17 protein-coding genes and 2 pseudogenes are annotated in these 24,910 nt (G+C 62.5%); 6 read left to right on the top strand and 13 right to left on the bottom strand.

What is annotated here, in order from left to right; all coding sequences use genetic code 11:
* Nucleotide 1: 1 nt before the first annotated feature.
* Both ACQP2X_RS39110 and ACQP2X_RS39115 read right to left on the bottom strand, forming a co-directional pair.
* Nucleotides 2-1,831: an RHS repeat-associated core domain-containing protein gene (locus tag ACQP2X_RS39110; protein WP_498701152.1), complete on the bottom strand. Its 1,830-nt coding sequence runs from the start codon at nucleotides 1,829-1,831 to the stop codon at nucleotides 2-4.
* Nucleotides 1,720-2,954, bottom strand: a protein-coding gene (locus ACQP2X_RS39115; protein WP_498690576.1) for an IS3 family transposase whose coding sequence is annotated in 2 segments (ribosomal slippage) — nucleotides 1,720-2,675 and nucleotides 2,675-2,954 — 1,236 coding nt in all. Because the reading frame shifts where the segments join, the coding sequence is not laid out codon by codon here. Before ACQP2X_RS39115 ends, ACQP2X_RS39110 begins: the two co-directional genes overlap by 112 nt.
* Before the next feature lie 444 nt (nucleotides 2,955-3,398).
* Here ACQP2X_RS39115 and ACQP2X_RS39120 point away from each other — a divergent pair.
* Nucleotides 3,399-3,596: a hypothetical protein gene (locus tag ACQP2X_RS39120; RefSeq protein ID WP_498690573.1), complete on the top strand. Its 198-nt coding sequence runs from the start codon at nucleotides 3,399-3,401 to the stop codon at nucleotides 3,594-3,596.
* Between the two features lie 648 nt (nucleotides 3,597-4,244).
* On the opposite strand, the gene ACQP2X_RS39125 is transcribed toward ACQP2X_RS39120, so the two are convergent.
* From ACQP2X_RS39125 to ACQP2X_RS39145, 5 genes and pseudogenes are all read right to left on the bottom strand, one after another.
* Nucleotides 4,245-4,544 carry a hypothetical protein gene (locus tag ACQP2X_RS39125; RefSeq protein ID WP_498690577.1) on the bottom strand — a complete coding sequence of 100 codons (300 nt, stop codon included), beginning with the start codon at nucleotides 4,542-4,544 and terminating at the stop codon, nucleotides 4,245-4,247.
* Nucleotides 4,545-4,683: 139 nt separating this feature from the next.
* Nucleotides 4,684-5,025: an Imm51 family immunity protein gene (locus ACQP2X_RS39130; protein ID WP_498690578.1), complete on the bottom strand. Its 342-nt coding sequence runs from the start codon at nucleotides 5,023-5,025 to the stop codon at nucleotides 4,684-4,686.
* 169 nt (nucleotides 5,026-5,194) lie between these two features.
* A complete protein-coding gene (locus ACQP2X_RS39135; RefSeq protein ID WP_498690579.1) occupies nucleotides 5,195-5,626 on the bottom strand; it encodes a hypothetical protein in 432 nt (143 codons plus the stop codon).
* A gap of 105 nt (nucleotides 5,627-5,731) precedes the next feature.
* The gene (locus ACQP2X_RS39140; protein WP_498690580.1) at nucleotides 5,732-6,100 is read right to left on the bottom strand and encodes a hypothetical protein; all 369 of its coding nucleotides are present in this window, start codon (nucleotides 6,098-6,100) and stop codon (nucleotides 5,732-5,734) included.
* A 47-nt stretch (nucleotides 6,101-6,147) separates the two neighbouring features.
* Nucleotides 6,148-6,309 (bottom strand): annotated as a pseudogene (locus ACQP2X_RS39145) (transposase); the annotation flags it as partial.
* 616 nt (nucleotides 6,310-6,925) lie between these two features.
* Between ACQP2X_RS39145 and ACQP2X_RS39150 the strand changes: the two are divergent.
* Complete coding sequence (locus tag ACQP2X_RS39150) at nucleotides 6,926-7,729, top strand: GGDEF domain-containing protein (protein WP_498690582.1); 804 nt, start codon at nucleotides 6,926-6,928, stop codon at nucleotides 7,727-7,729.
* A gap of 109 nt (nucleotides 7,730-7,838) precedes the next feature.
* Here ACQP2X_RS39150 and ACQP2X_RS39155 read toward each other — a convergent pair whose 3' ends face one another.
* The 4 genes from ACQP2X_RS39155 to ACQP2X_RS39170 all read right to left on the bottom strand — a co-directional run bounded on the left by ACQP2X_RS39155 (nucleotide 7,839) and on the right by ACQP2X_RS39170 (nucleotide 17,611).
* Entirely contained in the window at nucleotides 7,839-8,480 is a 642-nt protein-coding gene (locus ACQP2X_RS39155) for a hypothetical protein (protein ID WP_498690584.1), read from the bottom strand.
* Nucleotides 8,481-8,558: 78 nt separating this feature from the next.
* Nucleotides 8,559-15,788, bottom strand: a complete 7,230-nt coding sequence (locus ACQP2X_RS39160; protein ID WP_498690585.1) for an RHS repeat-associated core domain-containing protein — start codon at nucleotides 15,786-15,788, stop codon at nucleotides 8,559-8,561.
* A 600-nt stretch (nucleotides 15,789-16,388) separates the two neighbouring features.
* Entirely contained in the window at nucleotides 16,389-17,303 is a 915-nt protein-coding gene (locus tag ACQP2X_RS39165; protein WP_498690586.1) for an IS3 family transposase, read from the bottom strand.
* Nucleotides 17,300-17,611: a transposase gene (locus ACQP2X_RS39170; protein ID WP_392644547.1), complete on the bottom strand. Its 312-nt coding sequence runs from the start codon at nucleotides 17,609-17,611 to the stop codon at nucleotides 17,300-17,302. Before ACQP2X_RS39170 ends, ACQP2X_RS39165 begins: the two co-directional genes overlap by 4 nt.
* 211 nt (nucleotides 17,612-17,822) lie before the next feature.
* Here ACQP2X_RS39170 and ACQP2X_RS39175 point away from each other — a divergent pair, with 211 nt between their 5' ends.
* From ACQP2X_RS39175 to ACQP2X_RS39190, 4 genes and pseudogenes are all read left to right on the top strand, one after another.
* Nucleotides 17,823-19,070, top strand: a complete 1,248-nt coding sequence (locus tag ACQP2X_RS39175; RefSeq protein WP_498690587.1) for a NucA/NucB deoxyribonuclease domain-containing protein — start codon at nucleotides 17,823-17,825, stop codon at nucleotides 19,068-19,070.
* A 143-nt stretch (nucleotides 19,071-19,213) separates the two neighbouring features.
* On the top strand, nucleotides 19,214-19,831 hold the full coding sequence (locus tag ACQP2X_RS39180) for a hypothetical protein (RefSeq protein WP_498690590.1): 618 nt from the start codon (nucleotides 19,214-19,216) through the stop codon (nucleotides 19,829-19,831).
* A gap of 166 nt (nucleotides 19,832-19,997) precedes the next feature.
* A pseudogene (locus ACQP2X_RS39185) lies at nucleotides 19,998-21,233 on the top strand (IS701 family transposase).
* Between the two features lie 531 nt (nucleotides 21,234-21,764).
* A complete protein-coding gene (locus tag ACQP2X_RS39190; protein ID WP_498690592.1) occupies nucleotides 21,765-22,523 on the top strand; it encodes a DUF6082 family protein in 759 nt (252 codons plus the stop codon).
* 104 nt (nucleotides 22,524-22,627) lie between these two features.
* Here the strand turns inward: ACQP2X_RS39190 and ACQP2X_RS39195 are convergent, their stop codons facing one another.
* Together ACQP2X_RS39195 and ACQP2X_RS39200 are read right to left on the bottom strand one after the other, a co-directional pair.
* The gene (locus ACQP2X_RS39195; protein ID WP_498690593.1) at nucleotides 22,628-23,680 is read right to left on the bottom strand and encodes a PDDEXK family nuclease; all 1,053 of its coding nucleotides are present in this window, start codon (nucleotides 23,678-23,680) and stop codon (nucleotides 22,628-22,630) included.
* A gap of 229 nt (nucleotides 23,681-23,909) precedes the next feature.
* Complete coding sequence (locus ACQP2X_RS39200) at nucleotides 23,910-24,848, bottom strand: hypothetical protein (RefSeq protein WP_498690594.1); 939 nt, start codon at nucleotides 24,846-24,848, stop codon at nucleotides 23,910-23,912.
* Nucleotides 24,849-24,910: the final 62 nt, after the last annotated feature.

Raw genomic sequence — 24,910 nt, forward strand, 5'->3', positions numbered from 1 at the left:
ATTAGCACTCTCCGCCAGCAGCGTACTTTTTTAGGTCCAAGGTGAAGTCAGGACGGTGACCAACCGGCCCTGTAAGCCGAATTCCTGAGATCGTCAACTCATTAAATCCCTGAGCAGCCGCCGCTGGTGCAATTTGTCCACGCAAGGCTTTCAACATGGTCGAGGTGCCCAAGGATCCGCGGGTTAGCTCCGGATTATCCCCGTAGACCACAACGTTGGAGAGCGTAACGCGCCCCCCGCTCACACTTGTTTCTGCGAGCATTCCCACATTTCCCTTCGGGGTCTTAATGTTCCACTCGAAGTCCTGCCCATCCACGAACGGCGGCACGCCGCCATCGTTGTGCACGAGGACCGGAGTATTGCCGGCGAGCACATAGTAAGTGTGGATGTCTGCAACGGTTAGATTGTACATCCACGCCGGATCGGGCCTTTCCGACTTCGTGAGGACGGTTGCAGAGCCGCCGTCCGGCGTTCGAAGGGTATCGCCTGGAAGAAGGTTCTTGACTTCTACCCAGGCATTCCGATTTTCTGACCAGAATGGATGAAGAGAGGTTGTATGCAGGACGGCTGACACTCGGCCCGCCTCGATACGAAGGTCAACGAGGTCGAAGTCGTATTTCCGGTGGACCTTCTCGACCTGCCCGACCAAGTTGCCCTTTACATCGGGGTCTGCCGACAAGACGAGGTCACCGTCAGCTAGTTCGCCGATCTTTTTCGTCGATCCGTCGGCCATCAGGACCGGGGTCTCGGGGCTGAAACTGCACGCCTTTCCGATAATTTTGGCTACGACCCCACCGCCGACCGTCAGAGTGCCAGTCCAAGAACCGATGAGGTTTCCGGTTGCAGCGAATTCCGCTTCGTCATCTATTGAACTTTTAATGAAATTTGCGCATACGGCAAGGAAAGCTAGGCAAAATGCGGGAGCGGCATACCCTGCCACGATTGCGCCACCCATTATCGCCTGGTCTTTTCCTGAAAGATAGGGGCCAACGGGGTTCGCGTCGGCACAGTCTTCCGACGAGCTACCGCCCACAATGGTGCAGATATAAATCCAGTTCTCGGGACTGACGCTCGCAAACGCCAGAAGGTCTTTCAACGCAGCATCTTGTTGACCGCTATACCCCCGAGCCTTCATTACCTTATATGCAGGCTTATCGAGGTGGACCGACTTCTTAAGAAATTCCTGAGGTCCAGAGTCGCCACCGGAGGTACTGTCTTCGTCGCTGCCCTTGTTTGTGCCCTTATCGCTACTGCTTCCGGGTGTGCGGTCGCCGTAGTCTCCGGTGTTTTCCTGTGGACGACCGTATTGATCGTCTATGTCCGGGTCTTTGGCCCAGAGTCCGCTGGGGTCGCTGAGGGTTACGGGGTTGTTGTTGGCGTAGGCGTAGCCGTTCCACTGTTGTGGGTCGGTGAGGTCTTGGATGGGGTCGACGGAGATGAATCGGCCGAGCTTGGGGTCGTAGTCGCGGGCGCCGAGGTGGATCATGCCGGTGGGGTCGTTGTCACCACCGACGAAGCCTTTGTTTGTGGGCCAGACCGGGACGTCGCCTCTGGGGACGCCGTATGGCGTTTGCCGGCGCGTGCTGACTTGTTGAGTGGAGGCGTTGACGCTGACCTGCTGAGTACCTTGGTGGTCGTTGAACAGCCAGTTCAGGTTGCCGTTGCCCGCGGTGCGTGAGGCGATCGTTTTGTCAAGCCCCGGGTTTGGTGGAGAGTTGGTTAGCTGGTTTCGAGGGTTGCGGTGACCGGCTGGGTCATCGCGTGTAGTGCCTCGTGTTCGGCGGGCGGGACGTGGTCGAGTTCGCCGTGCAGCCGGCGGTTGTTGTACCAGTCGATGTATTCGACGGTGGCCATCTCCAGGTCGTCCAGGCCGCGCCAGGGGCCTTTGTTGCGCACGAGTTCGGCTTTGTAGAGCGAGTTGAACGCCTCGGCCATCGCGTTGTCGTAGGAGTCGCCCTTCGAGCCGACCGAGGCGACCGCGCCGGCCTCGGCGAGGCGCTGGCTGTAGCGGATCGCTCGGTATTGGACCCCGCGGTCGGAGTGATGCACAAGTCCTTGCAGGTCAGCGCCCTGATTCTCGCGGCGCCAGATGGCCATCTTCAACGCGTCCAACGCCAGATCCGTGTAGAGCGACGTGGATACCTGCCAGCCGACGATCATGCGGGAGTACACGTCCAGGACGAACGCGGCGTAGACCCAGCCCACGCTGGTGCGCACGTAGGTCAGGTCCGCGACCCACAGCTGGTTCGGAGCTTGCGCGGTGAAGTCCCGTTTGACCAGGTCATGAGGGCGGCCGGTCTCCGGCGCGGGCCGGGTCGTGCGCGGCGACTTGTCGCGCAGCAGCCCTCGCAGCCCGGCCGCTTGCATGAGCCGTTCGACAGTGCACCGGGCCACCAGCTCGCCTTGGCGGTGCAACTCGTGCCAGATCTTGCGAGCCCCGTAAACGCCGTAGTTCTCCTCGTGGATCCGCTCGATCGTCGCCGTCAGCTGTTCATCGCGCCGTGAGCGGGCCGAGGCGGGGCGGGTTTTCGCGGCGTAGTAGGTCGAGGGTGCGATCTGCGCCGGCGTGCTTTCGAGCGCCTGCAGGACCGGCTGGACACCGTGTTCGGCCTTCTGCGAGTCGATGAAGGCGACCTTCATCGCGACGGACGGTCCAGCTCCGCCGCGAAGAAAGACGCCGCGGACTTCAGGATCTGGTTCGCCCGGCGCAGCTCACGATTCTCCCGCTCGAGCGCGGCCAGCCGTTCCGCGTCGCTGGTGGTGGTGCCCGGCCGGTCCCCGGCGTCGACCTCGGCCTTCTTCACCCAGCCACGCAACGCCTCCGGATGGATCCCGAGCTGATCGGCGATCCTGCGGATCGCCCCCACACTCGATGCCGGGTCCCGGCGAGCCTCGACCGCTAACCGGGTCGCACGCTCACGCAGCTCATCGGGGTACTTCTTCGGTGCCGGCATAACTACATCTTCTCCCAGGTTTCGATGTCTCCATCAAACCCGGGGCGAGACAGATCGCCGCCCGCATGCCCAACACCACCACCCACACGCTGGTGATCACCGCCGCCTACACCGGCATGCGCATCAGCGAGCTCCTCGCTCCACTCGAGGCAACCTGCACCTCGACATCGGGGCCATCCACGTCTCCGCAACCGTGGGCGCGCTGCAGGAACTAGCCGGCCACCAACTACTTGGCCCACCCAAACCACGGCTGCGGTCCGCGACATCGCCCTGCCACCGTTCCTGGTCGACGGCCTCGAGCAACTTCTGCGCATCCATCCGTACGACATCGTCTTCTGCTCACCGGCCGGCCGATGGCTGTGGCGCACCGACTTCAACAACCGCCACTGGCGCCCCGCATGCGACGGCAACCCACGACGAGGCTGGCCACCCATCGTTGCCGGCATGCACTTCCACGACCTGCGGCACACCCACGGCACCTGGCTGGACGAAGACCACACCCCCGAGGTAGCCCAAGCCCACCGGCTCGGCCACGCCATCCCCGGCATCCGCGGCGTCTACGCCCACGTCACACCCACCATGACCGCCCGGCTTCTCGAGGACCTGCAAGCACGCTGGCTCGACAACAGCGGCTACTGGTGACCCCTCCGGACCAATAGTCATGAGTCCGCCCGGCGGTTGATCGCGACGTTGAACACCAACGTCCGAGCCTCCCGGGGCGTCCCGCCGCAGCTCAAAGCCCCTGGGCGTGGGAGAAGCTTGTTCGCTGAAGCCGATCGGGTGACCCGGCCCGGGCGTCCAACGTAAGGCCGGTCAGGGGACTCGGCCCTTACCCTGGGAGCAGAAAAGCTCCCAGATATTGGGAGCCATCTACAGGACGGCCGGCGGAAACCCCGCCTGACCTGCAGAAATATGTGGGCGATACTGGGATCGAACCAGTGACCTCTCCGGTGTGAACGGACGGCCCGCAACCCGCTGACCAGCACAAACGCAAATCACCTGCAGAAGCCCGATGCAGTTCGCAGCAGCTCAGAGCCGTTCAGCGCAGTTCAACGCAGCTGGGATCACCCCACTGCTCCCAATCTGCTCCCCCAGGCGCACCGATCCCCGGTGACCGGCGTCGTCCCGGATCAGCCCACCCCGAGGCCCAGATGGCGCGTCGACCGACATCCGCCTTGGGGACGAGCGGTGCCGCAGCTGCCGAGTCGGAACGCTCCTTATCAGCGGCATGTGAGGGTGTCCCCGCTCCGTGCGCCGAATAGGGAGTTCGTCGGCACGGCGAGGCGGTGTCTACCAGTCGCGCCACGGACCGGTGATGTCACCGCTGCGGATCCCGTTTCGCCGGGCGAGGGCATCGGGCTCGATTCCCGCTGTCTCGAGAACACGATCGACGTATGCACAGAGCAGTTCTCGTTCGTCCGTCTCGAAGGCTGCGCCATTGAACCGATCATTGATGCGATTCAGTGCTCGGATGGCGCGTTCAACGACCTCGAGGATCTCCGTGTCGGTCGCGGTTTCCCAACGATGTTCCACGAGGCTGGCGACATCTGCCTCGAACCCGTCAAGTACGACGTCGGTCGCCCGGATCATCGCCTCGGGCCACAACCTCGACGAAACCGCATCCTCTTCCGCGATGACTCGGCGGCGACGTCAACGGCCTCGCATGCCACATCAGCCCGCCACACGACGGTCGGTCGCTCACCCACGTCGTTCACCCTACCGAGCACTGTCAGTCAAGCTCGGCTTCGATGATGAGCCGCGAGAGCAGTGAGCGGTCGTGGAACGCAGCATGTAAAGGCTCAGCTAGCCGGCGCAGCGCCGCGGGGTCAGAACTGCCGGCCACAAACGTGCCGCCCTCGGAATCGAACCAGATCACGTGCACGAGCTCAGGCATCTCCTTGAGGACAAGCCACCGCGCAAGGCTCTCCCACCCGTACCCGTTCGCCTCAGCGTCAAGACCATCGAAGACTCCTTCGACATCCACCATGTCGCCGTCTGAGAGCACCAGCTCGTGCTGGCCGTCCTCACGCGCAAACAGATGAAACGGAGGCAGGGCGAGATCATCAGCCACGCCGGGCATTGTAAGGGAATCAAGCAGCGGCCCGGACGATCGCGGGACGAGCACCTCCGCAAGGCGGAGAGGCTATGTTCTCGGCCAGGGACAGGCCCCCGATGACTTCGCGCAAACCGGTGTGGTGTTGCGCGCCCCTATCAGCGGCAGAAGAGGACGTCGCACCGCATCACCAACGGTTGGAACGCCTTGGCCCTGCGAATCGGCGGCGGAACCACCGAGGAAGCTTCCGCCGTGGTGCGAAAATACCGACATCGTCGGCGGCGTCACCTCCGTAGCCGCGGATTTGGTAGCCATTCACCCGAGTCTGGTCGCTCAAGGCACGACGCAGCAGCGCTACCAGCTCGTGATCGATCGACGCGTGCAGCCGGGAGTAGTGGCCCACACATTGCAGAGCATTGGCCCGGGTCTGGGCGCGAGGCGAAATCAGCGCCCGCTTGATGCGGGGGAGCACAACTTCTGACTCAGGATGGTTGAGCACAAGCGCGAGCAACGCAACACCAGCGTATTCATCGTTCTGCTCGACGAGGTCGTCAACGGTCTCGGGCCGCTCGACCACTTCCATCCAACTGCCGATGTACCAGGGCTCCTTGATCGTCACGTCGAGATCCTGGCACGTGGTCGCCTCCGCCAGCGGCGTCAGTCCCAATCCGTACTGCAGCGTTGCCTCGGATGAGCGTTCCCCCTCAGTGGCATGAGCGGATGTTCAGGCAAGGTGCTCATTGAGATCGTCACTGCCGACCACCGGGCAACCGAACAGATCGCTGAGGATGGTTCGCTGATGTTCGGTCAGCGGGTTGACGAAAACGGCTATGGTGACCCCTGCTGACCGGCATGCGTGGGCGACTTCGCGGACCTTGCCCGAGCTGAGCAGGATTCGCCGAGAGAACGGCAAGGCCATTTTCCTCGCGCCGTCACGTGAGACGCCCTGCCTCTGGACCTGTCGACCAACCACACGTCCGCCGAGCGTTTCCACCGAGGCCGCCAGTAGGTCAAGCTTCGTGTCAGCCTGCTTGTTCTTGGCGGAGAACAAGCCAATCAACATCACGTCGGCGCCCGCCATCAGGCTGCTCAACCGTCCACCTCGGCTTCCCACGAAAGCAAGGTTACGAAGCGCGTCGCCTTATCACCGGCGACCCACCGACACGGCAGTCCTCCCGCCACCGCGGTGGCGATCAGCCGACGGGCCAACTGCGGTTTCGTGGCGAAGCCGATGGTGTCGGGAACGCCGGCCTCAGCACGGCGTGCGGGGTCATCGGTCCAGGATTTCGGCAGGTAGAGGGCGACGTTGAGCAGGGTGTGCCCGTTGTGTGAAGGGCATGTGGTCCGGTTGCCATCAGCTGATAGCTGACGGCGATTGGTCACCGGCCCCTTGCCGATGCTGGATGCCCTGCGCGCCGCAGCGCAGCCAGGCAATCTCGTAGCCTTGGCCGCGTTCCGCGGGATGGATCCCGTCGGCTCGCGCTGGGTCCCTGCGGCGCCAGCCGAGTCGGCGCCATGAGCACCGGCCGCGGACCGCGGGTGCCCTCCCCCGGACCGCACGCCACCGGCCGCCGTCGACGGTGTTTCCACGCGCGGCTGCGGAGGCAAGCCCGTTCCCTGGCCGGCGCGCCGGTACGGCTCGTGTCCCGAAGAAGCCTGGCACCACTACCGCCCGGCCGGCTGACCACATCAGCCAGCTCGTCGAGAACGACCGGCGAGCGTTTCGGCGTTGCTGGTTTGACCCGCGCCGCGACCGGAGCGGGCTATCGCACTGTGAAGCCTCCCAGACGCGCCGATCGCCGGCCTGGGTGACACCTGCGACGCCCGCACGTATCGCTCACCCGCCCCTACTCGAGCCTTCGAGATGCGTCGCCGGCTACGCCGTACGGCTGGCCTGCCCTACTTTGTGGAGGACTCCATGCTTTCTGCCCTTACTTTCGCGACGCTGGAAGTGCTGCAACTCAGCGCCGTAGCAATCGGGCTGACGCTGCTGGGGCGGCGCATCGCCGTGCTGACCCGAGCGGCCCACACCGACGAACTCACCCGCCTGCCGAATCGGCGCGGCATCGCCGCCGCCATGAAGAACTTCATACGCCACGGATCGCCGCCGACGGTACTGTTGCTGGACCTGCGCCGCTTCAAAAGCGTGAACGACCGCCATGGATACCACGCCGGCGACGAGCTGCTGCGGCACGTAGCCGGACGGCTTGCCGTGGTTGCCGGGCGCCACCACGGCGTCGCGGCTCGCCTCGGCGGTGACGAATTCGCCCTGCTCCTACCCGCTGGCCCCGCGGAACAGGTCACCGCCGCGATCAGCCAGATCGAACAGGCACTCGCCGCGCCGGTACCGCTTGACAGTGGCACGGTGCAAGTCTCGGTCAACGCGGTCTTCGGGGCGTCGCTGCCGCCCGCGGTAGTCACTGACCGGCCCTTGCGGGCCGCAGACATCGCCCTGCACTACGCGCGGCATCACGGTCTGCCCTGGGTGATCTACCGGCCTGGAATGACGTATCCGGCCGCCGAAAGCCGGCACGGCCCGCGCCTTCGTGACACATCAGGCTCTGCGCCGGTCATCGAATGTGACCCCGATCAGCTGCACTGGCTGACCGTCGTGCCAAGCTCGGGCAGCGCCGCGGGCCCCGGCACCCCGGATCAAGGAGCTGGTCGAGACGCTCGATCCGGCCGCACGTTCGTTCGGCGTCATTGCCGCCGATCTTGGTAGTGCCCCTCCAAGCCCGCGGCGTCCGCCTGTAGGCAGGCCGACTGACTCACCAGAAGCCTGCCTACAGGCGGAGAGCCACGCTTCGACGGCTTTCCGCGGTGCTGATTGATTAAACCAAACCGCGCCACTCCGCGACGATTCGGTCTAATTCCGTTCCGGCAGTGATGGAATCCTGCCGGATCCTGTCGATCAGGCGCGGACTATGTGGGTTCGCCGTCAGCCATTCCACTTGCCGGGCCAGAGTGGCTAGTTCAAACAAGAATGCTGAGGTAGTCGAGGTTTCGTCCCTCGTAGCGGTGGCACCTGCCTCGAGAAGCGCCCACCTGGACCAGGTGAACACCAAACTTGAGGTGACACGAAGAGTCGCCCGGACATACTCGTTGAGGTTGGGCCAGTTTTGCAGGTCGAGTTGCTCGGCGAGATTTCCGTACGAGACGGTGATCCAAGAATCGTCGCCGTCGAGCAGGGGATCGTTTGAGTCTTCCGGGAGCACCGCACGAAGAGCGGCCGCCCTTTCGGCCGTCTCCATCGGGTTCACCGGATTGCCTGCTGCTATCACCCATGCGTGCGCGAGGCCGGCATCCACAGCATCGTTGATGGCTCGACGTGCCGGATACTCGTCGAGGCTGCGTACGTAGAACGGGTAGCACCGCTGGATACAGCCGAGAGTGAGCACGAGTTGGGCCCACTCCGGGAGTGTGCACGCCCGGTCAATCAATAACTGACGGACCTGGGCTCCAATCGTAGACACCTATCTATCCCCTTTCTCATTGCCATTGCTCATTACCAAGGTTTCAGTGTCTTGGCAAAGAAGCTTCGCTCGAATCATCTAAGGCCACACCGTCCCTTGGTTCCAGTACGCGCTTCGAGATGCTCTGCGGCGCCCCGTTGGCGGAACAATGTTAATACCCCTCTCTTTCTCGATCGCGCCGAAGCAGTTTGCTCTTCTCTCGCCACAGAAGGGGTTAACCGCATAAATGGCTAACGGATTGACGGGGTCTGCCAAGGCGTCAGCTTTTGCCTTGTTGATGATCAGCGGTTCAGCGTGCGGGCCGTTCTTCCCGCCTTCGACCGGAGTCAAACCCAGGTCTTCGGCAAGGTCCCACTGGACATCGTCGAGGTCGGTACGACCGCCAACGTAGTACTCGATGTCTCCGCTGCTCCGCTCGCATACCGCGAGGACGGCGACGGTCTGGTTAATTTTGCGATAGTTGGGCCTCGCGTTGGCCTCGCTGACTAGCTCCGCGTAGTCCTCGACCACTGGGAGAGCGTCCTCAGGGTTGACGTCGTCGCAAGAGCTGTCATCGTCGGTTTTCTGGCCCGCAGCAGGCTGGCGCGCAGCCTTTTCTGCGGCTGCGGCTTGACTACCCGGCAGCACACCGCCGGTGTTGGTTATGCAGCTAGCGAGGCCGCCGCCCTGCCCGCACGGAACGCTGTCATCGGCTGTTGGGGCAGCAAGTCCCGGTTGCGGATCACCAGCTGTCGGTGTCGGGAGGTCAATTGGATTACTGAGATCAATCAGTGGTGTGACGTCAATCGTCCAGCGGTGGGTGGTCTCGGTGTTCCAGGTACCGGTCTGGGAAGTGACGCCGTCGTAGTACGTGTACTGATAGATAGTGGTGTAGCTATACGTATCGGTACGATTATAGAGGTAGGTGTCGTCATACCATTGGCTGTGATTGGACCAACTTGTCGTCGGTCCAGTTACGGTCCAAACCTTCGGAGGGTCGATGATCCGCGGTGGCTCGACAGGCTTGGGACTCGGGTCGGTTCGCGGCGGCTTCCGCGGCGGATTATTCTTTTTGACGGACTCTGACCCATAGAGCAGCTGGCCGGTGTCCGGGTCGCGGTTAGACTCCCACGAATTAGGGTTGCCGGCCTGCGACTGCGCGTTCATAACTATGCCGACGACGACCACACCGGCAACGACGACGCCCACCCCGACTGCAACCCAACACCATACGCAGGTTGCGGCCACGGGGATCACCTCTGGTGCGGCCAAACCACCGATGATACTGAGAGTTCTAGACAGTAGTGCTCCACCTCCTACACCGCTTAAGTGGCCGGTCGGATCGTTACGGCTGGTTGGGTTCGCCCCTCCGAAAAGGTATCGATTTGTGTCGCTCGCAGAGGTGAACGGCACGTCCCAACTGTCCCGGGAGGCGAACGTCCCGGTGGTGGGCTCGTACCAGCGGGCTTGAGCGCTGATCGTGCCGGTTGTGGGGTCGGTCCAGCTGCCTTGGAATCCGATGTTGGGCATGGTGCCGTTGGTGTCAGTTGTCTTGCCGAATGCGTCGTATCCGCGCGACGCCAAGATTTCCCCTGTTGCGGGGTCGGCGGCGGCGACGATGTCACCATGCGCGTCGGACATTAGCGTCGAGGACGCACCGTTTACGGGCTTGGCTGACAGCAAGTCGCCGTCGAGGGTTCGGGCGTAGTTGTAGCGCCCGTCGCCGACCGGCTCTCGGCTCTGGCCGGAGTATCGCATGGTTTGCGATGTTGTGCCGGTAGTTGTGGTGGCCAGCCGGTTGAGCCCGTCATAGGTGTAGATCTGTGTACCGTCGTTGATCAGCCGGTCGAAAGCGTCGTATCGGCGTTCCCGGTTGACGATCGGGCCGCCGGTGGTGGTGGCGGTATTGGCGAGAGTGCCTTGGGCGGTCCAGGTGTATTCGGTGGCGCCGCCGGGCGCGCTGACCGCAGTCAAGCGGTTGCGTTCGTCGTAGTCGGCGTTGGTGGTGCTGGTGATGGCATGCCCGGCGCCGGACCACGCAGTCATCTTGGTGCGGTTGCCGACCGCGTCCCACGTGAAGTCGGTTCCTGATCCGGCGGGATCGGCGACTCGGGTAAGGCGGTCGTCTTGGTCGTATGTGTAGTTCTGGGTGGTGCTACCGGCGATTTGCCCGTCGGTTCTCCGGCTGGTCAGGTTGCCGTTGGCGTCCCAGTCGTAGGCGATGGTGGCGGTGACAGCGCCGGTAGCGCCGGTAGTGGTGTCGGTCTTGATTCTGCCGAGCCCGTCGTAGGTGTAGCTTCGCTCGGGTCCTGCCGTGCCGCTGGTCGAGGCGCTCGACTCTTTGAGGATTTGCCCGGCCGCGTCGCGTTCGAGGGTGCGGGTCATGCCGGTCTGCTCGTCGGTGATTGCGCGGAGGTCGACACCGTTATAGCTGTATTTGACCTGCGATGTGCCGTTGTTTTCGGTGATGGGCCGACCAAGTGGGTCGTAGGTGTAGGACGAGTTACCCATCGGGCCGTTCGCGGCCAGCAGTTGTCCGAGCCGGTCGTAGGTGAACGATTGCGTACCCGTCGCGGTGGACACGGCGGTGACGCGTCCTGCTGGGTCGTATTCGATGGTTTTACTGGCGGCCGCAGCGCCTCCTGTGCCAGCCAGGCTCGTGATCCGGTTACGACTGTCGTAGGTGGCGTTTACTACTGCTCCGCCAGGTTTGGCCAGCTGCTCAATGTTGCCCGTGGAATCGTACGTGGTGCGCCATGTTCGGTCACCGAGGGCTGGGTGGGCTCTAGTTTCGGGCTCAACGACGGACTCAGTGAGGTCGAATACGTTGTAGGTCCGGTACGTCGTGTGATAGTTGGCGTCAGTTGTGCGGGTCAAATTCCCTTTGGCGTCGTAACCGAAGGACGTGACCGGTGCGGGAGCCTGTGCTCCGTCGGCGCTACTGGGGGCAGGATCAGTTGTCCGGATGAGGCGGTTGGCGGCGTCGTAGGAGCGCCGCCAAGTATTGCCGCGGGGGTCGCGTTCCTCAACAACATTTCCCGCCTTATCCATTGTGTACAGCGTCTCGCCTAGCTTCGCCGCCCCCTCATCGAGGGATGCAATGCTGGTCATTCTGCCGGCGAGATCGTAAACCATTTTAGTGCTTCGACTTAGAGGATCGACGATGGTAACGACTCGCCCCGCGAGGTCGTGGGTGTACCGAGTCGTGCCTCGCCCGCTCACTGTATCGGAGAGAAGTTCTCCGGCCTTGTTGTAGGTGCGGTCGATGCGGACGTTAGCCATAGTCACTGAGGTCAAGTCACCGAAATCATCATAGCTATGGTTTCGTATGCTCGCTTGAGAGGCGGTCGAACCTGAGGCACGCGAGACAACGAGAGGCCTGTCCATCTCGTCGTATGCGATGGCCGTTTGGCCGCCGGCCGGGTCGGTCACCGAGAGTACGTTGTCGTTGTCGTCATAGGTGTAGTCGGTTACCGCGTTGGAGTCCCCAGGTTGCGCCGGGGGTTCCACCATCTTGAATAGTCGTCCTCGGTTGTCATATCGGTAACCGGTTGTCTGGCTGTTGCGGCCGGTATAGCTGACGATGTTGTCGGCGTTGTCGTAGGTCCAATTCTCGAACCCGACCTTCGCTTCACCATTCGGCGCGATGTATTGCGGGGAACGCCGGTTTGTCAGTCGACCTCGAGTGTCATACATCATCGATGTCACCAGCCCGCGAGGGTCACGAACGCCGATTACGTCACCGAAAGTGTTGTACGCGAAGGTCGTGAGCGGTCGACGATTTTGGGCGGGTGCCCCGTTGCCTTCTTCAACGCCCACCGGCGGCTGCGACATATTGGTGAGGCGGCCGCCCTCGTCGTAGGTGAACGTGGTGGTGTAATCAGGGTCGGGCGCTGCGGCAGAAGTCAAGGACACTACGCCGCGCGGCTCGGTGACGCTCAGCAATTGACCGAATCCGTCATGGGTGTACTGAGTGACGAGATAATTGTTCGCGTCGACTTGGACACCTGTCTTGGCGAGTTGGCCACCGTTGTCGTAGACGCTGACGGATGTCTCGGTGCGGGAGCCGTCGCTCAGCGAAGTGCCCAGGACGCGCCCAGCCGCGTCGTAGGTCCAGGTTGTCGTTCGCCTCAGACCAGACGGATCAGTGGTCATTGAGGTCTGGTGATTTGCGGCGTCATAGGTCCAAGACGTAGCGCGTGCGTCTGCGCCGTTCCCTGAGACGTCTCCGATCCGATTGCCGGCCATGTCGTAGCTGTAGCGGTGCAGCTTGACGTCGCGCCGTTGACCGGTCGAGGGATCCAAATAGGCGATGAGGGTCTCGCTGAGTGGCAGGTCGTCCTTAGTGTAGGTGGAAGTGACCGTCCGGCCCATCGCGTTGGTGAAAGCCGTCGTGCGCCCAGCGGGATCGTATTGATAGGTGGCGATCCTCACCTGCCGTGTCGTGCCACCAGGGCTATAGTCGACGTAGTTGACGAGGTCGACAGAGGCGAGCAGGCCAAGCGCATTGTAGGTATGCCTATAGTCGGCGCCTTGGGCGTCGACCATGCGTACGACGTGGCCCATTCCGTCGTACTCGATTCTGCTGAGCTGTTGCCCGTCGCGCGAGACGGTCAGCTGCCGGTCCTGTCCGTCGTAGGTGAACTGGGTGGTACGCCAGCCGTCACTGGGTTGATATTCAGGATCGTTGTTGTCGCCTTCGCGCTGGCTCACGAGGTTGCCGTCGCCGTCGTAAGTATTGATCACAACGCGTTGGTGCGACTCGCCCGTGATTGCGTTTGTAACCCTGGGCTCCGTCCGGGCGGTGACCCGTCCGTGGGTGTCGTAATCGAATGTAGCGGTCGTGCCGAGGGGGTCAGCCAGCGTCGTCGCTCGCTCTTCGATGGCTTCGCCGAAGTCGTTGAACTTCCGCTCGATACGAGCATTGGTCGGTAGGAGCTCGGAGGTGCGGTCACCGAAACGGTTATAACCGTAGTAGGTGCCTCGGCCGGTCGCGTCGGTCACAGAGGACAGCAGGCCACATGGCTGCAAGGCGCCAGCTGGGGCAGTTGGATCATTGAAAACGGGCGGCGCCGACCCATTCTGGCAGGTGTAGACGAACTTGGTGGTCGCGCCGTTCGGTGCGGCTGCGGTCGACGGCGTAGTTTGACTCGTCACAAGGCCGTTCCAGTAGGTCAAGGTTGAGATACTGGAATTTGCATCCTTGGTTGCTACGAGGTCGTTGGCAGTTCGATCGGCGACGTTCTCCACATCGCCGCGGTAGGTGAAGGACTCCGCTACAAGAGTGTTGTCATCGCGATATCGGAGGATTGTCTTCAGTCTGCCAGTCGAAGCGCTCCAAGTGTATTCAGTCGAATTCCAATTCTCGTCTATCTCGGCGCTGAGGCTACCAAATGCGTCGTAGGTGAAGACACGAGTCGCTGTTGGCGTCGTGCTGCCCGCCCAGCGAAGGATCAACTGTCCACGATCGTTGTACTCGTAGTAGACGGAAGTTCCGTTGGGGTCCACTACGCGGACAACGCGTTCTCCATTAACGGACGTCGGCGCCAATTTTTCGTAAAACCAATTCGTCGTCGTCCCGCTCACATTCAACGGAACCGTGTAGGTAGAAACTCGATCACCTGCGTAGCCGACGGAAACTCGGTTCGTCGAATTTGGTCGCTGCACCACCGTCAATCGGGCAGTGACGTGCGAGGAATCTGTTGCCCCGTAAGTGTACGTTACGCATTTGGGGAAAAATTCGGCGTCGCATACCTTATTCAACAGGTCCCCGCTGTAGGTGTACGACCATGTGCGCGCACCCACGCCGGGAACAGCCGCTGTCGAAACAGCCGTGACGTGTGATCCGACCCAGGAGAAGTACAGCGATCGGCTCGACCTAGCGGACGTGAGCTTCGTTGCCCTTCCTGTTGAGGGGTTCACTGTCAGCTTCAGTACATTTCCGCCCGGGCGCCTGACCTCGCTAAGCGCGTTGCCCGCGCCGGCGAACACGAGCTCGGTGCCGTCATCGAAGGCGACGACCGGAAATCCTTCACTAGTGCGTAAGGTGGTCGATCCACCGTCGCCGTACGATGACGCCCATGTGTCGTCCGGATTTTGCCCATATCTGCGTTCTCGCCCGTCTGAGAACCGAACAATGGCGAGCCGGCTCACCGACATATCTATCTTGATGTCCAGCAGACTGGTCCACCCAGTGCCGAATGCTCCGGCCTTGGTGTTAGCACTGTTGTAGGTCCGCTCTACCCGCAGCGGGAGTGCCGTGTCCGGCGACGGCAAAGCCAGATCGATATCGCTACGCGCGTAGTTGCCGAGATATAGGTTGACGCCTGTGGCGTCAAGCGCTCCAGGGTCAGCTCCTAGATGCGCCGCGTCGGACGGGTTCGCCAGCACTGTGGTGAATCCGCTTGCTGCAGACCACGTCGTACCGCCCGAAATCTCGTCGGTTATAAGAAATTTCCAGGTGTAATCTGTGTTCCAGTCGAGCGCGTCCAGCGGAATGGTCCACTCACTGAGCCCCGTGAATGACGTTGCACTCATCGAGACTTTTACACTGATAGAGTAAATGCAATCCGATGAATTGTCCTCACGACACACAGCATAACGTACGTAGGTGGCCGACTGCGCATCACCAAAGACGCGTACGTAGAATGTTGGCCGCAGCGTGTCGACAGTCGCTCCATTGGTCGGCAATTCAGCGGTTCCAGTTGAAGCGTAATGCGGAACCGTGAATCGTAAAGCTGCCGACGCCGGCTGCCCATAGGTCGTAAAGAAGGGGCTGCCGCTTACTGTGTCATCGCGGAGATCGAAAACCAATTTGAAGGTACCGGATGGCATCCGTTGAATGACTACTTGCAGGTCGGTATAATAGTTCGGTGGAAGGTCGAAGTCGATTTTTGGACCAACTCCATTGTGGTTATACAGGGCATCATTGTCAAGGTATAGGTGATAACCGACAGAGACTTGATTCGCTCGCCAGGTGATTGATGATCGGTTGACGATACGCAGCCATATCATCCCCGCCGTTTGATATGTCGGAGGCGTAATCCAGGTACTTGAAACGCCATATTCGACACCGTGGTCGCTAAGCGCGGCGGTCCCAGCGATCTCGTTGGCTGAACTTCCGATCGAGGCCACCGGTCTCGGACTCAACGACGCCGTACCCAGAGGGGGATCGACCCTTTTAATGGCTTGGGCGTGCGGTAGATCATCAAGCGAGGGGCCGGTCCTCACGTTTGTCGGCGACGAATCCGCCGGCACCTCCACCAGCCCCTTCTTTACGGAGTCAGCGAGCCGGCGACGGCCAGCCGCGAACAGCTCCGGCTCCGGCATCCGAACGCTAGGTCTGGCCCGTGGGCCGTTCGCCTTGGCCAGAATGCGGTCCATTGCTGCCCGCCGAGGAGTGCCGGCAGGTGGCGGGTCGACAGTGACCGCGGGTGGAGTCGCTCGCGAAATCACACTCACCTGCCCAGGCGGCGGTCCCGGCCGGTCAAGGGACGGCTCCCCGCCTGCCGCTTCAAGGCTCGGCCACCCAAGCGCCTGGGCGGGCTGACCCGCGAAAAGGACACTTAGGACAGTGATGAACGAAACGATCCGACAGCGCATGCCCAACATGCAGACCGACCCTTACGGAGATAGATGATCTTGCGCGGGCAAAGTATCGGCGGTTTGCTACCGCGCTTCGGCCGCAAGGCGAACAACGTATAGACCTTTGCCAACGAGCGGGCTGTGCGGTCATGTGACGTGGCTGAGCCTTCGTGCCGGTGTTCACAACCGCGTATGTGATACGCCAACATTGAGACGCGCTTCCTAACGGCCACTCTTACGATTCCGCAGGCTTGCAGAGCAAAGGGTTTCCACGTTTGGCGGTGTCACCGCTCAGCGCTCCGCAGGCGAGTACAGTGAGTTCCCCCCGTTTCGACGGAGCGGTGATTACCTGCTTCCGGTCGGGGCGGGGACGAGGTTATCTGGCTCGGTCTGGGCGTGCCAGGCGGTCTCGTATTCATCCGGGCTGAGGTAGCCGAGTTCCTTCTGGATGCGGCGGGTGTTGTACCAGCCGTCGATGTAGGTGAAGATCGCGTTCTCGGCCTCGTCGCGGGTCCGCCAGGACGTGCGGTAGACGAGTTCGATCTTCAGCGTGGACCAGAAGTTCTCCATCAGCGCGTTGTCGTAGGAGTCACCGACCGAGCCCATCGAGGGCCGGATTCCGTTGTCCTGCAAGCGTTGCGAGAAGCGGAAGCTCGTATAGTTCGAGCCCCTATCGCTGTGATGTATGAGTTGGCCGTCGCGGACGTCACGCGACCAGATGCCGTACTCGAGCGCAGCCAGGATCAGATCCGTGTCGCACCGGTCGGAGGTCTTCCACCCGACGATCCTTCTCGAGAAGACGTCACGGACGGCGGCCAGCCAGAACACACCTTCACCGGTCGGGATGCGGGTGGCGTCGGCGACCCACAGCCGGTTCGGAGCGGCCGCGGTGAAGTCGCGGTTGACCAGATCCGGCGCCGGTGTGTGCCGGGGGTTCTGCTTCGTCGAGCCGCCGCGCCAGCCGCGGCGCAGGAACGCCCCGTGCCAGCCCTGCTGGCTCATCAGCCGCTCGACACGCTTACGGCCCACGCGGATCCCGTCGCGGCGCAGTTGCCGATGCACCCGGTCGGCGCCATAGGTGAACCCGGAGGCCTCCCAGATCTCATAGATGTTGGAGATCAAACCCAGGTCGACCAGGTCCCGATCACAAGGCTGTTCGGCCTGCTTGACCCACTGGTAGTAGGTCGACTCGGCGATCTGAAGGACCCGTAGCAGGAGCGCGACCGCGAAGCGGTCACGGTGTTCGTCGATGAACCTCATGACCGTCGCCGGGTCGGGCCGAGCTCCGAGGCGAAATACGAGGACGCGGCACGCAGGATCTCATTGACCCGGCGCAGCTCAGCGACCTCTTCACGCAGCCGGCGGTTCTCCTCGGCCATCTCGGTAGTGGGCCGGTCCTGACGTTCACCCGCGTCGGCCTCGGCCTGCCGGATCCAGTTACGCAGCGCCTCGTGATGCACGTTCAACTGCTCGGCCAGCCGGCGGATGGTCGGCTTCGGGTCCGACTCGCGATACAAGCGCACAGCACGCGCCCTGAGCTCGTCGGGGTACTTCTTCGGTGCGGCCACGGATACTTCCTCCCCATGATCAGTCGATCATGTTTGAGAAGCTCCGCCAAACCGGGGGGAACTCACATCGGGGCCGTCCGAGCGGTAGGGCCTACGCCTGTCTGTGAGCTTCGACCAGGTGCAGTGCCTCGGAGAACGACTTCTATCGACAGGCATCGATAGATCTTGGATAATCCTTAGCGCGTCACGGGTCAATCACGGGGAGGAACCCATGACATCTGCCCTTCGATCGCTGGTCACCGCGGGAGGACTTGCAATCCTCATCCTCGCGGGCCCCAATCCAGCCGTCGCTTCTAGCCACAGTGCCACCACAGCGGCGGCTACACCGCGTCCGCAGCCCTCAGCGCTGGCGGTGACCCAAGAACCCGGCTCGGCATCACCGGCCCAGCTGACCGCTCCTACCTGCGTCAAGCCCACCAGCGGCAAGTACACCTGCACGACAGTCAAGCCCGGCGGCAAGGAGCAGGCCGAACGACTCAAGAACAGCTCGTCGGCGAAGTCGATCATCCCGTTCCCGGAGTACTGCGCCACCAACGGCGCGACCATCGGGACGCGCACAAACGCGTGCCGCAGCTGGATCATCACCTACACCACATACGTCATCACCAACGGCGTCCAGGAAGTCACCGGCGTCCTGGAGTTCGACGCGTACTCCCTGGTCTACACCGCCGTGGACCTGCCGAACTTCAACCACCAGATCCGCCTCGTTGCCTTCGCCGGCTGGGGTGACGCCCTCAGGGCCAGCATCAACGGCGCCGGCCGCGCCTCCGGAAGCTGCACCCGGATCGCGACGTCGTTCCCGACCCAGGCGGCAATGCCGTTCGGGTCGGCGCACGACGGGGAGGCGGGCTTCGACACCACCGCGACTGCAGTCGGGGCCATCGGCTCATGCACGACCACCTGGGATGTCAACTTCATCACCGCCGGCTACACCGACGGTCACATCACCCACTTTATGGACGATGTGCGCTGCGATAACGCCACCGGCGCAAACCTGAGCCGGCCGCGCCGGGTGGGTTGTGTCGTGCCGTGGGCTGCCACGATCGCCTACTACGACCGGGTCGCCTACCCGAGCCTGGCCGGGCACGTCGAGAAGGCGCAGGGATCCGGCCTGCCCGGTGCGGCATCGACCAGCAAGCCGCCGCTGACCAGGACGACCGCGACCGCCACGGTAAACGCGAACCGTAGCCGCGCCTGCGGTGACGCTCCGAGCATCTCCGGTAAGAGCTGCGATGAGTATCCGCTGGCCACCAGCAAGGAGGGGCTCGCCTCGGGCGGCACCCGGCGCACCTTCGCCGGCTGCAACATCAGCGCCCCGACCGGTGTCACGGGATCTACCGGTGCCAGCGCCTGCATGATCACCGCCAGTGAGAACAGTGCACAGGGCGGGATCATGGCGGCCTACTACTACGACTGGCGCGTACTGGAGAACGACCCCTACCGCATCGGCACCTACTGACGCAGGTAGCCGAAGGGTGAGGGTGCCCTAGCGGGCGACCCGGGTGACGTCGAGCGTCCCTTCGTGACGCGACGCCGACGTCACCCTCCACTACCGTGACAACGACACCGAGAACTCGGGCGGGTCGACGTGAGGAGCCTGGCATGCGTTACGACGCTGTTGTCGCCGTGTCCGACCACAACCTCGGCATCTTCGACGACTTCCAGATCCCGATCACCACGGCGGACTGGTCAACCGGTCTGGCCGTTGCGATGTCGGTCGGCGCCATGATCTACACCGGCATCGACCGGGGCCGGGTGCACGTCACCGTGGACCTGCTCGACACGGCACCGGAACCCGTCGACACCGGCTCGTGGGACGACATCGTCGAGATCAGCATCACCGCTCCGCACGGCCGGTTGCAGGTCCACCAGCTCGAGTACGGACCCACCGACGATGTCCCTAATCTTCCAGTACTGAGCCAGCACGGACCCGGCGTCTACCGCCTGCGCGCCCACGCCCGCAACCGCGACGAACACTACGACGCAGTGTGGGACGAGCCGACCGAACAATATCTGCTCACGCTGTGGCCCGCACCGGCGCAACCCAACCTGATCATCCGGGCAACCGACCAGTGCGGATACGGCTTGCGCCTGGCCGCCCTGCAAACAACGGTGCCGGACCCGACCCGCCGGCCTCCCGGCGAACAGGAACAACGCGAACGCGACGCGCTTCAGAAGGCGGCGCTACTACAGACCGCCAGACAGCGCCCGCCCACCTAGTACTCCAGCAGGAGATTCGTTCTGAACTGCGGTGATGGTGTGTTTTTATCCGTGAGCGGCAAGCAGCCACCGCTGAGTCTCGAAGGTTGTGTGGACCCAAGACGCGGCGGTGGCTGCCGCCTACAGAGTAGATGCTGAACGATGGTCCGAGCTGTTCGGCGAGTTGATGGACACGATCGAGGCACGCTTCGCCCGGCGGGAGAGCCGGTTACTGGTCCGGGATTTCGTCACTGGGTTGCTGGCGCCGTTGCCGGTGAAGAACTGCTGGGCGATCGCGGAACACGCCGGTGATGACGGCCCTGGCGGAATGCAGGATCTGATCGGTCGGGCCAGCTGGGACGACGCCTTGGTCCGCGCGGATGTCCGCGCTTTCGTCGCAGCCCGCCTCGGGCACCCGGACGGGGTCCTGCTGATCGACGAGACCGGGGATCTGAAGAAAGGCACCCACACCGTCGGTGTTCAACGGCAGTACTCCGGCACCGCCGGGAAGATCGAGAATTGCCAGCTCGCCGTGCACCTGTCCTACGCTTCACCGCTCGGCCATACCCTGCTCGACGTCGCCCTCTACCTGCCGAAATCCTGGACCGATGATCCCGAACGCCGCGTTGAGGCTGGTGTTCCTGAGACCGTCACCTTCGCCACGAAACCGCAGTTGGCCCGCCGGCTGATCGCCACCGCGCTGGCCGGTGGACTGCCTTGCAGATGGGTCGCCGGCGACGAAGCCTACGGCGGCGACCCACGACTGGCCGCATTACGCGGCCACCGGCTCGGCCACGTCCTGGCGGTCGCCTGTTCACATCACGTCGCGACCGGGCTCGGCGTGTTGCGGGCCGACCGGCTCGCCGCGGGCTTACCGAAACAGGCGTGGCAGCGGCTCTCCGTCGGCACCGGCGCGAAAGGATTTCCGCTACTACGACTGGGCATTCATCACCCTGCCGTTAGCCGTCGACCAACACGCCGGCCACCACTGGCTACTGATCCGCCGCGACCGCCGCACCGGCGAACGGGCCTTCTACCGCTGCTGGAACCCCGAACTCGTTGCCCTGCACCAGTTGGTCGCCGTCGCCGGCCGCCGTTGGAGCATTGAAGAGTCGTTTCAGGCCACCAAAACCGGGCTCGGTCTCGACCAGCACCAGCACCGCCGCTGGAAGGCCTGGCACCGCTGGACCCACCTGGTCATCCCGCCCACGCCTTCCTCGCCGCCGCGACAGCAACCTCCACCACCAGCCCGGACGGCCTGATCGCTATCACCGTCAACGAACTCCGTCGGCTGTTCCACGCCCTCGTCATTAACCCCGGCCGCCGCATAGCCGACGTCATCGCCTGGTCCATATTCAGACGCCGCCATCAAGCCATCGCCAAGACCAGCCACTACGCCCGACAGGCACTCACGGAACCCTAAAACGGATCTCCTGCTGGAGTACTAGCGCACCGGAACGCGTCTTGCGCGCTCGCCGCGGGTGTCGAGCAGGTGACCCCAAGCGGACTGGCAGCCGAGGCTCTGACCAGCTGGCGCAGCTGCGAGCAAGCAATCTGACCACGCCGGCGCCGTCCACGAACCGCAGGCCCTCCGGCAGCGGCAGGTTACCAATCCAAGCCCATCCTGCACTGGCGGGATGATGAACTGGACGTTCTGACGGAGCTGGACTTCACGACGTGGGTCGAACGGACCTGTGCCGCCGCGCGAATCGCACCACCGGAACTCGACCGGATCTTGGTTGGCGCGGAGCCCTACTGACGAGAGCCTCCATCAGCCGCGCCTTGTCGGCGGCAGATGAACGCACCGATCCGTCGCTACCGCAGCTATTGGTTGTAGCGAGCCAGAAGGGTCGAAGCTCTTGCCAGTCTTGATGAACTAGCTGCCGCTTGTAATGCGTTTGTACACTAAGTGTTACATTCTGGGTTCGGGCTGGAGAATCTTCGGAGGTCGAGGATGACGAATAGCGCAGGCCATTCCGGCAGACTTGCTCTCATCATTACTTCCACAGCCGCTGGAGCAGCGCTTATCCTGGCATCGCCCCTGCTCCTTCTGTTTCTGTCATCGGCCGGAAACTTCGACTGGGTGCTGCTTGGAAACATCGGTCAGGCTTATGGATTAGCGTCCGCCCTCGTGTCGTCGGTAGCGCTGGTCGCGGTGGCCCGCACCCTGACAGCTCAGATGACGCAGAACAAGGTTGGGCAATCACAGGCTTTCCGTGAGATGCAGGCGCAGGTTGCTAGGTTCTCGTTCGACTTCCCAGAGGACACTCTGGGTATGGTGGGGGCCACTACCAAAGAGGAGTTTGCCGCCGCGAAGGCGAATATCTTCCGAACCTTTTATGCAAGAGTCTTCTGCGACGGACTCGAGATGGGCGAGTACACCGAATGGGACATACGCAACGAATTTGCCCCAGGATTGTTTTCAACAGAGGGTGGTCGGAACTGGTGGAGGTGGGCGCGCCCCGGGTGGGTTGACGCGCATATCGGCACTTCTGACGCCAGACTGAGGTTCGGCCGGATCTTGGACGACGTCTTCGCCAAGAGATTCACTGATGAAGAGTTCGGGCCGAGCATCGATATGGACTACGAAGGCCTCGCCGAGCGCGTCCTCAGCAAAGGCGACATGTACCACAAAAAGGCGTGGATGCCGGCCGGTCACGGCCGACGGCCGACTTGCGAAAATTCGGCGATCAAATCCGATAATGTCGAATAGCCTATCCAAAATAGTCGTGAACGCGCGACTTCATGATCGAATGCACGCATCTCGGCATGACAGTGCATCTTTATGACGTCAACACGTGAGCGGCGTTGTGCGAGTCAGTTGTCAGAAACGGCTTCGTAGCCGTATCCGTCCGTAGGCGCGAGGGCCAGGAGCCGGTCGAGTACGGATTCGGTGTTGGTGCCCCACATCTTCGAGACCAACCAGGTCTTGTCACTGTCATGAAGAGGCGCGTCGATGAACCACCGACCGAGCCGCTTGCGAGATCCGGGATAGGCGCTCATGAAGGCCTCCGCCAGCGACTCGCCGGCGAGTGTCCCGTCCACGGACAGAAATCGGGACCGGGGTACTGCCGTCGCGAGGTCTGCGGCAGACACCCCTGCTTGGTGTAGCGCGGTGACCATGGTAAGCACAGCTCGGCGCTTGCGCAGCGGTTCGCTGCGTCCGGCCGGCGTGATGATCTCGTACGGTGTCCAGTCCCTGTTGTCGGAACCGGCTGCTCGGGCCTGGGTTTGGCGGCGACGTAGCTGGACGGTGAGCTGGCTCGCCTCCGGCAGCGGGATGACCTGCTGTACATCGAGCAGCAGGCGGTTGTCGACCTTGTACGGGGTCAATCGGACGCAGCGCACGTCAAGTCCGTAGACGTCGTTGAGCCACAGCACCGTCGTGGTGATCTCCCGATCGAAGCCAGCGGCGACGAGCACAACCCGGACCTCCCTGCTGAGGACCGCCTCCTCGCCGCCGACATCCTCGAGAAACTCGGCGAGACGAATGCGGGCCTCTTCGACCGCGTCCGGTTCCACCTTCGCGAGGAACAGTTCATAGTGTTCGACGATGTCGTCGAAGGTCATGACCGAGACCATCGCGGCGTACCGCAACGCCTGCAGTTCGAGATGGCCGCCGTCGGTGGTGCGCTTCAACTCGATGACCACGATGTGTCCCGCTCGGTCTACGCCGATCAGGTCGATACGGCGACGGGCCTCGGCGAACGCTCCGAACTCCTCGGAAACGACCAGTACGTCGTCAACGATCATGTCCAACCTCGCCCGGAGCAGCCGTTGAAGATCGGCACGCTCGAGGATCTGCTCGGCGGCGAACGTGGTCGACGGAACCTCGATCAACTGATCAGTAGTCATCTCGAACAGCGGCATCCGTACATCCTGCCGACCGCGAAGCTCCGAAGGAAGCCATTCTGACGGCACTGCGCGACGAACCGGAACGCCGCGAGGCGGGATGGCTGGTCAAGACTTCGCCGCAGCCGCCGGTTCTGGCCTTCCTAAACTGCCAACTATACGGACCATGCGTCTCAGAAGAGGATTCTGGACGCTGGAATGATCTACGTACGTGGTCTCTCGGTCACGCTGTACATCTTTGATCGCCTCAGGAAATGTCTTGCTGCCGCAAGGCGGCCTCGGCCAAGCCGCCAATAAATTCGTCCGGCCTAAAGATTGGAATATTGTTTTCACGCGCATACTCACACACCGGCACGCTTGACTCGGGATACCTCGTGATCAACGCGTCGATTCTGCCAATCTCATTTGCTCTTCTCTTATCAATGAGTCCCCTAGGGCGAGGAACGATCTCGAATCCCACCAACTTCGAAGCCTTTTCGATCGCCGCCTCAGCTTCTTCTTCGCGCAGGCTGACCATCACTCTGCCGCCGTCGAAGAGCGGCACCGGTCGCCTTACGGAAACACCCGATTCCTCGCCGTAGCATGCGATTCTGACGGCCAACGAACGCCAACGATCCGTCAATCCGTGTTTGAGCATTAAAAGACCTATGACGTGCGACCTATTGAGGCGCGCTGCCTTCTTATAGCGTTCAGGATCCTCCCCTACCCAGGGATAGTCAAAGACCGACAGATCCTTACCGTCTGGAACCATCACCGCCGCATCCGAACCGGAAAGGCGCAGCGGTACCGCAAAACGCTCGCCGGTGACCTCAAGTTCTCGGATTAGCTTGCCCAAGCCGGCATTGCACACGTCCCCTGCGATACAGCCAATGTGCCCTGCTTGGGTCATCACTCCGACGGCTACCGGTGTCCACTCGTCTGCCACGCCTGGATAGAGCACGGCGGCGCGCCATCTCTTGCGATCAGGCGCAGTCATCCACGGGAGTCGTCGTAGTTCTGCGAGCCGCTTCTTGTTGTATTCCGTTCCGTAAAGGAAAAGATCCCTTGATTCTGCCTGCCACCACGGCAATGTGAAGAATTTAGCGGACAACTCACCCGTCCGGATGATCTGCGTGGCGCGATCCCAGTCAACCTCCAAGTGAATGTCTTCGTAGTATCGGCTGTAGGTCTCGTCGGGAATCTCCACAGGAACGATGATGACAGCGCGGCACTTCTCCTGCCAAGTGAGTCGGCCCCATCACCATAAGA

It is taken from the genome of Actinoplanes sp. CA-131856, from assembly GCF_050956135.1.
In the GTDB taxonomy this organism is placed as follows: domain Bacteria; phylum Actinomycetota; class Actinomycetes; order Mycobacteriales; family Micromonosporaceae; genus Actinoplanes.

Coding starts and splice junctions, on each gene's coding strand:
- ACQP2X_RS39120 (WP_498690573.1), top strand. CDS start 3,399: ATGCACTTCCACGACCTGCGGCACACCCACGGCACCTGGCTGGACGAA.
- ACQP2X_RS39125 (WP_498690577.1), bottom strand. CDS start 4,544: ATGATCCGGGCGACCGACGTCGTACTTGACGGGTTCGAGGCAGATGTC.
- ACQP2X_RS39150 (WP_498690582.1), top strand. CDS start 6,926: ATGCTTTCTGCCCTTACTTTCGCGACGCTGGAAGTGCTGCAACTCAGC.
- ACQP2X_RS39160 (WP_498690585.1), bottom strand. CDS start 15,788: ATGCCGGAGCCGGAGCTGTTCGCGGCTGGCCGTCGCCGGCTCGCTGAC.
- ACQP2X_RS39165 (WP_498690586.1), bottom strand. CDS start 17,303: ATGAGGTTCATCGACGAACACCGTGACCGCTTCGCGGTCGCGCTCCTG.
- ACQP2X_RS39175 (WP_498690587.1), top strand. CDS start 17,823: ATGACATCTGCCCTTCGATCGCTGGTCACCGCGGGAGGACTTGCAATC.
- ACQP2X_RS39180 (WP_498690590.1), top strand. CDS start 19,214: ATGCGTTACGACGCTGTTGTCGCCGTGTCCGACCACAACCTCGGCATC.
- ACQP2X_RS39190 (WP_498690592.1), top strand. CDS start 21,765: ATGACGAATAGCGCAGGCCATTCCGGCAGACTTGCTCTCATCATTACT.
- ACQP2X_RS39195 (WP_498690593.1), bottom strand. CDS start 23,680: ATGCCGCTGTTCGAGATGACTACTGATCAGTTGATCGAGGTTCCGTCG.